The sequence below is a fragment of the Erwinia sp. S38 genome (assembly GCF_016624545.1).
In the GTDB taxonomy this organism is placed as follows: Bacteria; Pseudomonadota; Gammaproteobacteria; order Enterobacterales; family Enterobacteriaceae; genus Erwinia; species Erwinia coffeiphila.
Window position 1 is genome coordinate 89779 of record NZ_JACVTS010000023.1, and the last position, 13689, is coordinate 103467.

Below are 13689 nucleotides of genomic sequence, written 5' to 3' on the forward strand. Positions count from 1 at the left end.
TGGGTAGCCACCGGTTTCATACTGATTTCAGAATGGATTACTCGTCGTGCAGCGTATCGTCTTCGCGGCAGTCGCCCTTAGAGCAATGGCCATAGAGATACAGGCTGTGATTGCTCAGCTTGATTCCGTGGCGAGTCGCGATTTCACGCTGACGTGCTTCGATATACTCGTCGCGGAACTCAATAACTTTACCGCAGTCCAGGCAGATCAGATGATCGTGGTGGTGCTGCTGAGTCAGTTCGAAAACGGATTTACCGCCTTCAAAGTTATGACGGGTAACGATCCCTGCGTCATCAAACTGGTTGAGCACGCGGTACACCGTGGCTAAACCGATTTCTTCGCCCATATCAATCAGGCGCTTATACAAGTCTTCCGCACTGACGTGATGGCCTTCTGGTTCCTGAAGCACTTCCAGAATTTTCAGTCGTGGAAGCGTGACTTTCAGGCCGGCCTTCTTTAATGCGGTATTGTTGTCAGTCATGCGGATATTGTCCTGTTACTTTGCTAGTCACTTAGTGGCTGAAAAGCCCTGAACATCGGTTGACGCTAGAGTTGGATGCGTCACAGTATAGAACTCATACATCGAAATGAAAACAACAAGGAATGCCTGAAGCCACTGTTGGATGTAAGGATTAATGTCATTACGCCCAGTGAGGCCTGCGTCCAAATCTTACAAAGTTAACATTTCGCTCTATCTCACTCCGCCGCACGGCGATCGCAAAAGATCGTTTAGAGAGGCTGAAGGATGAGAAAGCGGGTAACCGATAGGGTTATTGTACATTTTTACAGGTGGAAGTTACAAATACGTATCTATTACTTCTATAGGAAAAATCACTGGCCTGATGTGAGATGTCTCTCACATCAGGCCGTTTGGCTTAGGCTTCGATGATTTCTTTCAGCTGAAGTTCATCAAAAATTTGCTTAACCCACTTATCAACGCGTTCGTTGGTCAGTTCTGGCTGACGATCTTCGTCAATTGCCAGACCCAGGAAGTGGTTGTCATCCGCCAGGCCTTTAGAAGCTTCGAAATTGTAGCCTTCGGTCGGCCACTGGCCCACCAGGATCGCACCGTTTGGTTCAATGATGTCGCGGATAGTGCCCATCGCATCGCAGAAGTATTCTGAGTAGTCTTCCTGATCGCCACAGCCGAACAGGGCTACCAGCTTACCGTTGAAGTCGATCTCTTCCAGCGTAGGGAAAAAGTCATCCCAGTCACACTGGGCTTCACCGTAATACCAGGTGGGAATGCCCAGCAGCAGAATGTCGAAGGCTTCAAGGTCTTCTTTGCTGCTTTTGGCAATATCACGAACTTCTGCAACGTCTTTACCCAGCTGTTTCTGGATCATCTTTGCAATGTTTTCCGTATTGCCTGTATCGCTGCCAAAGAAAATGCCTACGATTGCCATGAGTTTAATAACCTCTTGAATCTTAATGATATGGTGGCTGCCAAAATTTTTGCAGATAGCCGTAATAATAGCAGACCGCCGTCAATGGATAAATGAGTAATCCTGCGGCATTTGTCGCTTTGTGCGTTGATAGCACGCGGTGTATTCAGGACTGAAGGTGTTTTAACTGGTTTAGCAACATCTCTTCAATCAGTTCACTGCGGCTCATATTGCGCGCTTCGGCCAGCTGGTTAAGTGCATCAACGGCTTCACTGTTCATTTTCAGCTCGACACGCTTAAGCCCGCGAACTTTATCGCGTTTAAGCTGATTACGTTTATTGATGCGCAGCTGCTCATCACGCGTCAGCGGATTAGTTTTCGGTCGTCCCGGGCGACGTTCATCTGCGAACAGATCGATCGTTGTGCGGTCCGTGTTCTCTTTTGCCATAGATTAGTGATACTGAAAGGCTGGATTTCTGATGTGTCAGGCCGTTATCCGCCGTAAAAATCACCAGCGGAAAAATGTCAGCGCGCATCATACCCCAGTGAAAGTGATGACGACAATGTTTTAACAACATAGGGAAATAATTGTTTTTACAGCACAAAAAATCGACGAATTGCGCGTAAAACTGCATCAGGTTTTTCAGCGTGAACCCAGTGACCGGCCCCGGCCACAACATGCGCCCGCGCCTGAGGAAACTGTGCCAGCAGTGCGTCACGATATTCATCGGCCAGGTAGGGGGATCGCTCACCGCGAATGAACAGCGCAGGATGTGGCCAGGCAGGCACTGGCTGCCAGCCAATAATCTGGTCGTAACATTGATACAGCACCGGGACATTAAAACGCCATTCACCTTCGTGGAAAGATTTTAACAGAAACTGGATCACGCCCTCTTCCGCCAGTGTCTGGCGCATGAGCGCTGCGGCCTGACTACGCGAGGTGATGCCTGCATGGGTAACTGCCTGGAGCGCGGCGAAGATATCATCATGATGGCGGGTGGGGTAGGCGACCGGTGCCATATCAATTACCACCAGTCCTGCCACGCGGTCCGGTGCCAGTGCGGTTAACATCATGGCGATTTTTCCGCCCATTGAATGGCCGATAACGCCGAAACGCTCAATGCCCAGCCCGTCTAACGTTTCCAGCACGTCCTGTGCCATCAGCGCGTAGCTCATTTCGTTCGAGCGTGGAGACAGACCATGATTGCGCACATCAATCTGAATCAGCCGACGGTACTGAATGAGGTCACGAGCAAGGATACCCAGGTTATCAAGGCTGCCAAAAAGCCCGTGGATCAACACCAGAGGCAGATCGTCTGTTGCAGATTGTTCAGATTGCAGGCGGACATTCAAATTCATAGCAAAGTTCTTACAGTTGGAACGAAGGCTTAGGGTATCATGGATTTTACATTTTCTGCCGGGGGTAGCACAGGCGCAGCCAACGATCTTTTTACGGCAAATTCTGACTTTTGCTGGCAAAGAGGGCTTAGGCTACACCCGGGCTGGATTTAACTTTATAATCCTGAAGTTAGGATACGGGTTCCAGAAAGCCGACGATCCTGAAGATCGTATCTTTTTTTCGCTCGATTCTGATAGAAGCAACAACCGTACTGGATAAAGATGAAAACGATAGAAGTCGACGAAGAGCTATACCGCTATATTGCCAGCCATACTCAGCATATTGGGGAAAGCGCATCGGACATTTTACGCCGTATGCTGAAGTTCACTGCGGGGCAGACCGCGCCTGCGGCACCCGTTGCCCAGGTGGCTAAAGAGCCCGCTGTCGTGAAATCTGAACCTCGCCCGCAGGATCGCGTTCGCGCCGTGCGTGAACTGCTGCTTTCTGACGAATATGCCGAGCAGAAGAAAGTGGTGAACAGGTTTATGCTGATTTTATCGACTTTATACACCCTGGACGCCAAAGCCTTTGGCGATGCCACCGAGTCGCTGCACGGCCGCACGCGGGTCTATTTCGCGGGTAACCAGCAGACGCTGACTCAGAATGGTACGCATACCAAGCCTCAGCATATTCCGGGCACCCCTTACTGGGTAATCACCAACACTAATACCGGCCGCAAGCGCAGCATGGTGGAACATATCATGTTATCGATGCAGTTCCCGGCGGAACTGACCGAGAAAGTTTGCGGTACCCTTTAACCGAAGCGTCAGGGAGAAGCGCCAATGGCCAATCACCCCCGTGCCGGGCAGCCAGCCCGGCAGAGCGATTTAATTAACGTTGCACAGTTAACATCGCAGTACTACGTATTGCAGCCTGAATTGGGTAATGCTGAACATGCAGTAAAATTCGGCACCTCAGGCCATCGCGGTAGCGCGGGTCGTCACAGTTTCAATGAAACGCATATCCTGGCTATTGCTCAGGCTATTGCCGAAGAACGTAAAAAGAACGGCGTGACCGGGCCTTGCTACGTCGGTAAGGACACCCATGCGCTGTCTGAACCGGCGATTATCTCGGTTCTTGAAGTGCTGGCGGCAAACGGTGTGGATGTGATTGTGCAGCAGGATAATGGCTATACGCCGACCCCTGCGATTTCCAACGCCATCCTTGAGCATAATAAAGCCGGGGCTGCACTGGCGGACGGCATTGTGATTACACCTTCCCACAATCCACCGGAAGATGGCGGCATCAAATACAATCCGCCAAACGGCGGACCAGCGGATACCAACGTCACCAAAGTGGTGGAAGATCGTGCCAACGCCTTAATTAAGGACGGTCTGAAAGACGTTAAGCGTATTTCTCTCGATCAGGCATGGGCCAGCGGCCATCTGCAGGAGCAGGATCTGATCCAGCCGTACATCGAAGGCCTGGCGCAGATCGTTGATATCCCGGCAATCCAGAAAGCGGGCCTGAAAATTGGCGTCGATCCGTTGGGTGGCTCCGGCATTGCCTACTGGCAGCGTATCGCTGAGTTCTACAAGCTCGATCTGACCATCGTTAACGATGCAGTCGATCAGACTTTCCGCTTTATGCACCTTGATAAAGATGGCGTGATCCGTATGGACTGCTCATCCGAGTGTGCAATGGCGGGCCTGCTGGCGCTGCGCGACAAGTTCGATCTGGCGTTTGCTAACGACCCGGATTATGACCGCCACGGTATTGTCACGCCTGCCGGATTGATGAATCCTAACCACTATCTGGCGGTTGCGGTGAACTATCTGTTCCAGCATCGTCCGCAGTGGGGCAAAGATGTTGCAGTCGGCAAAACGCTGGTGTCCAGCGCAATGATTGACCGTGTGGTTGACGATATCGGCCGTAAGCTGGTGGAAGTGCCGGTGGGCTTTAAGTGGTTCGTTGATGGTCTGTTTGACGGGACCTTCGGATTCGGCGGTGAAGAGAGCGCGGGTGCATCCTTCCTGCGCTTCGACGGCACCCCATGGTCGACCGACAAAGACGGTATCATCATGTGTCTGTTGGCGGCAGAAATCACCGCCGTAACGGGCAAGAATCCGCAGCAGCACTATGACGAACTGGCCGCACGTTTTGGTGCCCCAAGCTACAACCGTATCCAGGCAGCGGCAACGTCTGCTCAGAAAGCCGCGCTGTCGAAGCTTTCCCCGGAAATGGTGAGTGCAGACACGCTGGCAGGCGATCCGATCACCGATCGTCTGACCGCCGCGCCTGGCAACGGAGCCTCCATTGGTGGCCTGAAAGTAATGACCAAAAACGGCTGGTTTGCCGCGCGTCCTTCCGGTACTGAAGATGCCTACAAAATCTACTGTGAAAGCTTCCTCGGTGCCGAGCATCGCGAGAAGATAGAGAAAGAAGCAGTAGAGATCGTTAGCGCGGTGTTGAAAAACGCCTGAGTCTGACGTTATTTTTGCAATAAATATGAAAAGGCCATTCACTGAATGGCCTTTTTTTGTTGCCGTGATTCAGGGAATAAAGCGATAGCCAACGCCGGTTTCCGTCAGCAAATGCTGCGGCTGGGCAGGATCGCGTTCCAGCTTTTGGCGAAGGTGCCCCATATAGATCCGCAGATAGTGGCTGTGCTCAACCGCATTCGGTCCCCAGACCTGAACCAGCAGCTGGCGCTGGGTCATCACTTTGCCTGGATGATTCAGCAGGCTGACCAGCAGACGAAATTCAATCGGTGTCAGATGCAGATCGCTGCCATCGCGTGTGACTCGCCGGGCAGCAATATCTACGCTGACCTCGCCAAAGGTAATTTGTGCCTGTTCACTGCTGCTGGTGGAACTCGGACGGTGGCGCAGGGCAACACGCACTCTCGCCAGCAGTTCACCCACGCCGAAAGGTTTCGTCAGGAAATCATCCGCACCGGCGTCCAGCGCGTTGATTTTATCCTGTTCGTCACTGCGGGCTGACAGGACAATCACCGGCATACTGCTCCACTGACGTACCTCGCGAATAAACTGAATACCGTCGCCGTCCGGCAATCCGAGATCGAGGATCGCCATCTCAGGCTTGCGTGTAGCGGCCTCAATTAACCCGCGGCTGAGCGTATCGGCATCAACCACGCGAAAGCCTTCGCCTTCAAGTGCCACGCGCAGAAAACGGCGGATCTCTTTTTCATCTTCAACGATCAGAATAGTGGTCAAGGTTCCTCCGCACCGGCAGCCAGAGAGCCTTGCCGGAAAACGTCATTATGGCGGCTAATTTAGCAAAAGATGATGCGGCTCGCCCACCGCAGTTTTACTGGAGGGTAATTGTTAATTATTCGATCTTATTAACGGCTTTTTTAAGCCTTAATTAACCATTCTGTAACAGAATTACAGTCAGAGCAAAAACAGCACAATTTTTCGTCAAAAAAGTGGTCCGATCAGTAGTTTAATTACATTAAAGGCGGTATTATTTTGCTCAGATTACAGACAATCTTTTAGCCGATTTGAGGAGGACGTATGAATCTTTATCACTCTTATTCTACTACGCGGATTTTCATGCGTCGTGCAGCGGTAGTGCTCGCCGGTGTGCTCGCGCTACCGGTTATGCTTTTCCGCGCCGACCGTGCCCGATTTTACAGTTATTTGCATCGTGTTTGGGTAAAAACCAGCGATAAGCCCGTCTGGCTGGCCGAGGCTGAATCGGTCTGCTGCGATTTTTATTAAGCATCGCTTTAATGTTACGGCTCTGAAGCTAACTCCAACGTTTTCAATGAATTTGTTCTGTTTACTATCCCGCCGGAGTGCGGGATTTTTTTTGCGAAAAATTCAGCGATTAAGGTTTTAAGAGAAAAAATAGCGAAATTGATCTACACTCAAACCTGTACAATAATTATTTGGTTGTATAGATATGAGCAAAAAAATTCCTGTTGGCATCAGTGCCTGCCTGCTCGGTGAGCGGGTAAGATTCGACGGTGGGCATAAGCGTTCCGTTTTTGCGGCAGAAGAGCTGGCCCCTTATCTTCACTACGAACCGGTCTGCCCGGAAATGGCGATAGGCCTGCCTGCTCCCCGACCCGCACTGCGTTTGACTCAAGTTGAAGGCGGGGATGTAGCCCTTCGCTTCAGTAACGGCAAAGAGTCTGCCGTCAGCGGGAAGACCTCTGCCGTCACAGAAAATATGCAGGCGTTTTCCGCTGAAAAGGTGGCCCGGCTTCACCACCTGTGCGGCTACATTGTTTGTGCCAAATCGCCCAGCTGCGGCATGGAACGCGTCCGTGTCTATCAACCTGACAATAATAATAATCAAAAAGAGGGCGTCGGCATTTTCACCCGCGAGCTGATGGCACAGCTGCCGTGGCTGCCGGTGGAAGAAGACGGGCGGCTGCACGACCCTATCCTGCGGGAGAATTTTGTCGCGCGCGTTTACGCGCTGCATGAATTTAACCAGCTGTGGGCAGGTGGCCTGACCCGGGCAAAACTGATGGACTACCACAGCCGATACAAACTGCTGCTGCTGGCCCACTCCCAGCCAAAATACCGGGAAATCGGCCCGTTCGTGGCAAAAATGGATCGCTGGGAATCGCTGGAGGCGTTCGCTTTTGCCTACCGTCAGCTGCTGATGGATTTGATGAAGCTGCCTGCCTCGCGCAGCAATCACACCAATGTGCTGATGCATGTTCAGGGCTATTTCCGTCGCGAGCTGAATTCGCCGCAGCGCCAGGAGCTGTCCACGCTAATTGACAGCTATCGTCGCGGCATCCAGCCTTTACTGGCACCGATTACCCTGCTGAAACACTATATGGCGCAGTATCCGCATCCCTGGCTGACCGGGCAGCGCTACTTCTCTCCTTATCCCGAAGCCCTGCGGCTGCGTTATGGATACTAATTAAATTCAGGGAGCATTATGACAACCCACCTTGTCTGGCTGCGTAACGATCTGCGCATCAATGACAATCATGCCCTTTATGCCGCCTGCCGCTCGAACAGCGCAAAAGTCATTGCGCTATTTATCGCCACGCCGAAACAGTGGCACAGCCATGATATGGCCGCGAAGCAGGCGGAGTTTATCTGGCAGAATTTGCAGGACCTGCAGCAATCGCTGGCGCAAAAGGGCATTGAGCTGCACCTCGCCGAATGCGATGATTTTGGCGCTTCCGTAGATGTGCTACTGGACTTTTGCCGGAAGAACCGTGTTGACCGGATGTTCTATAACTATCAGTACGAGGTCAATGAGCGCCAGCGTGATGCGGCAGCCGAACGGGTGCTGTTTGATAATGACGTGATGGTGCAGGGTTTTGACGATAGCCTGCTATTACCTCCCGGCAGCGTACTGACCGGTAATCGTGAGATGTATAAGGTGTTTACACCGTTCAGCAAGGCCTTTGTTAAGCGCCTGCAGGATGGATTACCTGAATGCTTTACCGCACCTGCCGCACGAGAAAACGGGCCGATAAAAGACGTTTCTCCGCTGAAGCCGTTTAACTATCCACGAGAGTCCGTCGACAGCTCGCTGTTTCCCGCTGGTGAGAAGGCCGCGATTGCCAGGTTGCGGGAGTTCAGCCAGCAGCCTGTGACACACTACCCCGACCGGCGAGATTTGCCTGCGCTTGACGGCACCAGCCGCCTTTCAGTCTATTTGACCATCGGCGTGCTGTCTCCGCGTCAATGCCTTTACCGACTGCTGAAAGAACATCCGCGCGGTCTGGAAGACGATAAGGTTTTTGTCTGGCTGAATGAGCTTATCTGGCGCGAGTTTTATCGCCACTTAATCGTGGCTTATCCGGCGCTGTGCCGCCATCAGCCTTTTGTTCGCTGGACGCGAAAAGTCGCCTGGCGCGATGAACCCAGGCATCTTGCCGCCTGGCAGGAAGGCAAAACAGGCTATCCGATTGTCGATGCCGCTATGCGCCAGCTAAACAGCCTTGGCTGGATGCACAACCGGCTGCGGATGATCACCGCCAGTTTTCTGGTGAAAGATCTGCTCATCGACTGGCGCGAGGGCGAACGCTACTTTATGTCGCAGCTGATCGATGGTGACCTGGCGGCTAACAACGGCGGCTGGCAGTGGGCCGCGTCTACCGGCACCGATGCCGCACCCTATTTCCGCATTTTTAACCCGACCACACAGGGTGAACGTTTCGATGCGGCAGGTGAGTTTATCCGCCGGTGGCTGCCAGAGCTGCGGCAGGTGCCGGAAAAATATATCCATCAGCCCCACGAGTGGGCAAAGAAAACTAACCAAAAGCTCGATTATCCTGTGCCGATCGTGGAACATAAACAGGCACGCCAGCAAACGCTGGACGCCTTTGAAGCTGCACGAAAACAGATGGATTAATTATGCGCAATAGTGAACTCGAACAGCTGGTTAACCAGTTACTGAATGCCGCCGCCTTCAAAGACTACGGCCCGAACGGGTTGCAGGTTGAAGGCAGAAGCGAAATTAAAAAAATCGTCACCGGCGTCACCGCCTGCCAGGCACTCCTCGACGAAGCCGTGCGGCTGGAAGCCGATGCTGTACTGGTGCATCACGGCTATTTCTGGAAGAACGAACCTTCTGTTATCAAAGGGATGAAGCGCCAGCGCCTGAAAACGCTGCTGGCAAACGACATTAACCTGTTTGGCTGGCATCTGCCGCTGGATGCGCACCCTGAACTGGGCAACAACGCGCTGCTGGCGAAGCTGTTTGGGATTGAAGTTAAAGGTGAAGTGGAAGAACTGCTGTTCTGGGGCGAATTTGCCCAGCCGGTTAGCGGTGAACAGCTGGCGAAGCGTATTGAAGATACGCTGGGGCGCACTCCTCTGCACTGTGGCGACAATGCACCGGCACTGATTAAACGCGTGGCGTGGTGCAGCGGCGGCGGACAGGGCTTTATTGATGCCGCCGCCGCGTTCGGCGTCGATGCGTTTATCAGCGGCGAAGCTTCCGAACAGACCATTCACAGCGCGCGCGAGCAGGGGCTGCATTTTTATGGCGCCGGTCACCACGCCACCGAACGCTGCGGTATACAGGCGCTCGGCGAGTGGCTGGCAGAAAATCACGGGCTGGATGTCACTTTTATCGATATCAATAACCCGGTCTGATCCCAGATAAGCAACCTGCCGGGTGCCATCGTCGCTGCCCGGCAGGTTGACACCGTTATCGCAATCTCGCATAACTATTTTCCTGTCCGTCAATGGCTATCACGTCCGCTCAGGAGGCTTGAGTGCAGCGAGCACGATGTTATTTGTTAGGAGAACGCACGGTGGTGCTGGAACTGGACCCGCCGGTTTCACTCAGCAGCCAGCAGCGAATATGGGGACTGGCTCAGCGCCTTCACGATCGTCCTGAAGTTATCGATGTTGTCCCCGGGATGAATAATATTACCGTCGTGTTAAGCGATCCGCAGCAAACCGCACTGGATGCCATCGAGTGGCTGCAGCAGTGGTGGGAAAATAGCGAGGTTCAGGTACCGGCGTCACGGTTAATCGAGATACCGGTTATCTACGGTGGAGCGGCAGGCCCCGACCTGGATCAGGTTGCACATCACTGTGAAATGAGTGCCTCACAGGTGGTTGAATGCCACAGCGCTGTGGAGTACGTCGTCTACTTCATTGGTTTCCAGCCTGGTTTTCCTTATCTTGGCGGCCTTGACCGTCGTCTGTACACTCCACGGCGTGCCGATCCCCGGCTAACGGTTCCTGCTGGCTCGGTTGGTATCGGCGGGGCACAAACCGGTATTTATCCTCTGGCCACGCCCGGTGGCTGGCAGCTGATCGGTCAGGCGAAAACGATGCTATTCACCCCAGGACATCAGCCGCCGGTGTTGTTGCGGTCCGGCGATCGGGTGCGCTTTGTGCCACAGAAGGAGGGGGTATGCTAAACATCATTCGTGCCGGGATCAGCACCAGCATCCAGGACGCCGGTCGGCAGGGCTGGCGCCAGTACGGCATCAGCCGCTGCGGGGCGCTGGATAATCCGGCGATGCAGACGGCGAATATGCTGGTAGGAAACCCGGCGGAGGATGCGGTGCTGGAAATCACTCTTGGGCAGTTTACTGCGGAGTTTGGCCGCGACGGCTGGCTGGCACTGACCGGCGCGGGCTGTAACGCAAAACTGGACGGAAAGACCGTCTGGACCGGCTGGCGAACCGCAGTAAAGCAAGGCCAGCGGCTGACTTTAAGTATGCCGCAGCGTGGTATGCGCAGCTATCTGGCCATCAATGGCGGTTTTGCTGTTGAACCGCAGCTGGGGTCGATGAGCACCGATCTGAAAGCGGGATTTGGCGGGCTTGACGGTCGAAAGATTCAGGATGGCGATCGGCTTCCTCTGAGGGCCGCGACGCGTGATTTTCGTGAACCCGCAGGCGTACGGCAATTACTGTGGGGTAACCGGGTACGCGCATTACCTGGGCCGGAGTATCATGAATTCAGTGCCGAGAGCCGTGAGGCCTTCTGGCGCACTGCATGGCGGCTCGATCCGCAAAGTAACCGGATGGGATACCGCCTGCAGGGGCGTAAGCTACAGCGCGATGCCGATCGTGAACTCCTTTCCCACGGGCTGGTTCCCGGCGTAGTCCAGGTTCCCGCCGGAGGGCAGCCAATCGTGCTGCTGGCCGACGCACAAACAACCGGTGGCTATCCGCGCATTGCCTGCGTCATTGAAGCGGATCTTTATCATCTGGCACAGCTGCGGCTGGGAGAGCCGATCCACTTTGTGCACTGTACTCTGGAAGAGGCGTTGCGGGCCAAAAGGGAACAGCAGCGAGTTCTTGATCAGATCGCCTGGGGGTTACGTGCATGAAGATCGATCTGAATGCTGATATCGGTGAAGGATGCTCCGGCGAGCGTGAGCTGCTGACGTTGGTCACCTCGGTGAATATCGCCTGCGGTTTCCACGCAGGCGATGCTTCCACCATGTTGCAGTCGGTACGACAGGCGCTGGAGGCTGGCGTGGCGATTGGCGCACATCCCAGCTTTCCGGATCGGGAAAACTTTGGTCGTACGGCAATGCATCTGCCGCCGGAAGAGGTCTATGCGCAGGTGATCTATCAGGTTGGCGCGCTGAAGGCGCTGACCGAAAGCCTCGGCGGCAGGCTGGTTCACGTCAAACCTCACGGTATGTTGTACAACCAGGCGGCGAGAGAAGCACCGCTGGCAGAGGCGATAGCTCAGGCGGTAAAAGCTGTCGATCCGGCACTGGTGCTGGTTGGGTTAGCCGGTAGTGAATCCATTCGTGCTGCGCGGTCGCAGGGGCTGGTAACCTGTGAAGAAGTGTTTGCCGATCGCGGCTATCAGTATGATGGTTCACTGGTGCCGCGCGGCCAGCCAGGCGCATTAATCGAAGAGGTGGAGCTGGCGATTCGCCAGACGCTGGATATGGTACAGCGTGGCGAAGTGCAGAGCGTGACGGGGGAGTGGGTGGCCGTTCGGGCTGAAACGGTCTGCCTGCACGGCGACGGGCCCCACGCGCTTAACTTTGCACAGCGGCTCCGGCAGGCTTTTCGTGCGCATCAAATCGATGTTACCTGCCATGAGATCCGCCATTCTTAGTCAAGATACTCTCTTTTTATAACGGCGCAGCGTTCCCGATCATAAAGCCTTACAAGCTGATTATTCCACGGTCGTCGTCAGAAATGTTTCTGTCGCCGGTTTTTTCTTACAGACGCAACGGAGTTTGCATGCCGGAAGGTCCTGAAATTCGCCGGGCGGCGGACCGCCTGGAAGAGGCAATTCAAGGTAAAGTGCTGACCGAGGTTTGGTTCGCCTATCCTGCGCTGCAGGCCCGTCAGCATGAGCTGGTGGGGCAGCGGGTGACGGCAATTGAGACGCGCGGTAAGGCCTTACTGACTCACTTTTCCAATGGGCTGACGCTATACAGCCACAATCAGCTTTACGGTGTATGGCGCGTGGTGCCAACCGGCAAAGAGCCTGACAGCAAGCGTGTGCTGCGGGTCAAACTGTCAACGGCGGACAAAACGCTGCTTTTATATAGCGCATCGGATATCGAACTGCTGGATGCCAACGGCGTGGCCGCCCATCCGTTCCTGAACCGAGTCGGGCCGGATGTGCTGGATATGAAATTGACGGTTGAGCAGGTACGCGAGCGTTTGCTGTCGAAGCGCTTTCGCCGTCGTCAGTTTAGCGGGCTGCTGCTCGATCAAAGCTTTCTCGCGGGATTGGGTAACTACCTGCGGGTTGAAATTCTCTGGCAGGCTGAGCTGGCGGCGAGTCATCGGGCCGAGGACCTGAGTGATGCGCAGTGTGATGTACTGGCGGAAGCACTGCTGGCCATACCGCGACTTTCTTACCGAACCCGCGGTGAAGCCGATGAAAACCGCCATCACGGCGCGATTTTTAGTTTTAAGGTGTTTCATCGTGCAGGGCAGGCCTGCGAGCGCTGCGGAGAAACCATTGTGAAAACGACGCTATCGTCCCGGCCGTTTTACTGGTGCCCCGGTTGCCAGTGACTAGTCCTGATTTAGGTTGACAACGTTCTGCCTGTAAAACGCCCGATGAACCTCATCGGGCGTTTTGTATTTCAGGGCCAGATGCGGCCGCTCGTGGTTATAGATTGCCACCGATTCTTTTACCATCTTCCTCGCCTGCGCCAGATCTGCCGGGCGTGTGAGTAAAAACTCATTTTTCAGGATTCCGTTTATTCGCTCAGCCAGCGCATTCTGATAGCAGTCATAACCATCTGTCATTGAACAGGTTATCCCGTTTCTCTCATGAACCGACTGGTAAAGCGCTGAACAGTATTGTTGCCCTCTGTCTGAATGATGTATCAGGGGACCTGCCGTTTTTCTCCTCCGCAGCGCTTCTCTGTACGCTTTTATGACATTGTCAGTCTGCAGATTTTCCCCCACATGGTAACCCATAATTTTTCTGGAACAGGCATCCGTGACCAGACTCAGACAGGCCACGCCGCTGCGTAGCGGAAGGTAAGTAATATCGGCGACCCAGACCT

At 54.1% G+C, this 13689-nt stretch carries 16 protein-coding genes; 10 read left to right on the plus strand and 6 right to left on the minus strand.

The window, feature by feature from the left end; genetic code table 11:
• Positions 1-37: 37 nt before the first annotated feature.
• From fur to ybfF, 4 genes are all read right to left on the minus strand, one after another.
• Positions 38-481 (minus strand): ferric iron uptake transcriptional regulator, encoded by a 444-nt coding sequence (fur, locus tag IBT46_RS21770; protein WP_105591064.1) that lies wholly within the window; start codon positions 479-481, stop codon positions 38-40.
• A gap of 394 nt (positions 482-875) precedes the next feature.
• Positions 876-1406 (minus strand): flavodoxin FldA, encoded by a 531-nt coding sequence (gene fldA / locus IBT46_RS21775; protein ID WP_123336569.1) that lies wholly within the window; start codon positions 1404-1406, stop codon positions 876-878.
• A gap of 145 nt (positions 1407-1551) precedes the next feature.
• Complete coding sequence (ybfE, locus tag IBT46_RS21780) at positions 1552-1833, minus strand: LexA regulated protein (RefSeq protein WP_105591066.1); 282 nt, start codon at positions 1831-1833, stop codon at positions 1552-1554.
• A 146-nt stretch (positions 1834-1979) separates the two neighbouring features.
• Complete coding sequence (ybfF, locus tag IBT46_RS21785; protein ID WP_200547384.1) at positions 1980-2744, minus strand: esterase; 765 nt, start codon at positions 2742-2744, stop codon at positions 1980-1982.
• A 261-nt stretch (positions 2745-3005) separates the two neighbouring features.
• Between ybfF and seqA the strand changes: the two genes are divergently transcribed.
• Together seqA and pgm are read left to right on the plus strand one after the other, a co-directional pair.
• On the plus strand, positions 3006-3542 hold the full coding sequence (gene seqA / locus IBT46_RS21790) for a replication initiation negative regulator SeqA (RefSeq protein WP_200547385.1): 537 nt from the start codon (positions 3006-3008) through the stop codon (positions 3540-3542).
• A gap of 24 nt (positions 3543-3566) precedes the next feature.
• On the plus strand, positions 3567-5207 hold the full coding sequence (gene pgm / locus IBT46_RS21795) for a phosphoglucomutase (alpha-D-glucose-1,6-bisphosphate-dependent) (RefSeq protein ID WP_105591069.1): 1641 nt from the start codon (positions 3567-3569) through the stop codon (positions 5205-5207).
• 69 nt (positions 5208-5276) lie between these two features.
• On the opposite strand, the gene kdpE is transcribed toward pgm, so the two are convergent.
• The gene (gene kdpE, locus IBT46_RS21800; RefSeq protein WP_200547386.1) at positions 5277-5960 is read right to left on the minus strand and encodes a two-component system response regulator KdpE; all 684 of its coding nucleotides are present in this window, start codon (positions 5958-5960) and stop codon (positions 5277-5279) included.
• Positions 5961-6260: 300 nt separating this feature from the next.
• On the opposite strand from kdpE, the gene IBT46_RS21805 reads away from it, so the two are divergent.
• The 8 genes from IBT46_RS21805 (at position 6261) to nei (ending at position 13189) form a co-directional block, all read left to right on the plus strand.
• On the plus strand, positions 6261-6467 hold the full coding sequence (locus IBT46_RS21805; protein WP_105591071.1) for a YbfA family protein: 207 nt from the start codon (positions 6261-6263) through the stop codon (positions 6465-6467).
• A 184-nt stretch (positions 6468-6651) separates the two neighbouring features.
• The gene (locus tag IBT46_RS21810) at positions 6652-7629 is read left to right on the plus strand and encodes a 2-thiouracil desulfurase family protein (protein ID WP_200547387.1); all 978 of its coding nucleotides are present in this window, start codon (positions 6652-6654) and stop codon (positions 7627-7629) included.
• Between the two features lie 18 nt (positions 7630-7647).
• Positions 7648-9078 carry a deoxyribodipyrimidine photo-lyase gene (gene phrB, locus IBT46_RS21815; protein WP_200547388.1) on the plus strand — a complete coding sequence of 477 codons (1431 nt, stop codon included), beginning with the start codon at positions 7648-7650 and terminating at the stop codon, positions 9076-9078.
• 2 nt (positions 9079-9080) lie between these two features.
• Complete coding sequence (locus IBT46_RS21820) at positions 9081-9824, plus strand: type 2 GTP cyclohydrolase I (protein WP_105591074.1); 744 nt, start codon at positions 9081-9083, stop codon at positions 9822-9824.
• Positions 9825-9946: 122 nt separating this feature from the next.
• A complete protein-coding gene (gene pxpB / locus IBT46_RS21825) occupies positions 9947-10603 on the plus strand; it encodes a 5-oxoprolinase subunit PxpB (protein WP_200547389.1) in 657 nt (218 codons plus the stop codon).
• Positions 10597-11523, plus strand: a complete 927-nt coding sequence (gene pxpC / locus IBT46_RS21830; RefSeq protein ID WP_200547390.1) for a 5-oxoprolinase subunit PxpC — start codon at positions 10597-10599, stop codon at positions 11521-11523. Before pxpB ends, pxpC begins: the two co-directional genes overlap by 7 nt.
• Positions 11520-12272, plus strand: coding sequence for a 5-oxoprolinase subunit PxpA (gene pxpA, locus IBT46_RS21835; RefSeq protein WP_200547391.1), 753 nt, complete (start codon positions 11520-11522; stop codon positions 12270-12272). Before pxpC ends, pxpA begins: the two co-directional genes overlap by 4 nt.
• A 128-nt stretch (positions 12273-12400) precedes the next feature.
• Entirely contained in the window at positions 12401-13189 is a 789-nt protein-coding gene (gene nei, locus IBT46_RS21840; RefSeq protein WP_200547392.1) for an endonuclease VIII, read from the plus strand.
• Here nei and IBT46_RS21845 read toward each other — a convergent pair.
• The coding region (locus IBT46_RS21845; RefSeq protein WP_200547393.1) for an IS3 family transposase at positions 13190-13689 on the minus strand (500 nt) is incomplete at its 5' end.

Excerpts from the sequence above, each read along its gene's own strand:
- fldA (WP_123336569.1), bottom strand. The coding sequence starts at position 1,406 with ATGGCAATCGTAGGCATTTTCTTTGGCAGCGATACAGGCAATACGGAA.
- IBT46_RS21810 (WP_200547387.1), top strand. The coding sequence starts at position 6,652 with ATGAGCAAAAAAATTCCTGTTGGCATCAGTGCCTGCCTGCTCGGTGAG.
- seqA (WP_200547385.1), top strand. The coding sequence starts at position 3,006 with ATGAAAACGATAGAAGTCGACGAAGAGCTATACCGCTATATTGCCAGC.
- pxpA (WP_200547391.1), top strand. The coding sequence starts at position 11,520 with ATGAAGATCGATCTGAATGCTGATATCGGTGAAGGATGCTCCGGCGAG.
- IBT46_RS21805 (WP_105591071.1), top strand. The coding sequence starts at position 6,261 with ATGAATCTTTATCACTCTTATTCTACTACGCGGATTTTCATGCGTCGT.
- IBT46_RS21820 (WP_105591074.1), top strand. The coding sequence starts at position 9,081 with ATGCGCAATAGTGAACTCGAACAGCTGGTTAACCAGTTACTGAATGCC.
- pxpC (WP_200547390.1), top strand. The coding sequence starts at position 10,597 with ATGCTAAACATCATTCGTGCCGGGATCAGCACCAGCATCCAGGACGCC.
- ybfE (WP_105591066.1), bottom strand. The coding sequence starts at position 1,833 with ATGGCAAAAGAGAACACGGACCGCACAACGATCGATCTGTTCGCAGAT.
- pgm (WP_105591069.1), top strand. The coding sequence starts at position 3,567 with ATGGCCAATCACCCCCGTGCCGGGCAGCCAGCCCGGCAGAGCGATTTA.
- ybfF (WP_200547384.1), bottom strand. The coding sequence starts at position 2,744 with ATGAATTTGAATGTCCGCCTGCAATCTGAACAATCTGCAACAGACGAT.
- fur (WP_105591064.1), bottom strand. The coding sequence starts at position 481 with ATGACTGACAACAATACCGCATTAAAGAAGGCCGGCCTGAAAGTCACG.
- phrB (WP_200547388.1), top strand. The coding sequence starts at position 7,648 with ATGACAACCCACCTTGTCTGGCTGCGTAACGATCTGCGCATCAATGAC.
- nei (WP_200547392.1), top strand. The coding sequence starts at position 12,401 with ATGCCGGAAGGTCCTGAAATTCGCCGGGCGGCGGACCGCCTGGAAGAG.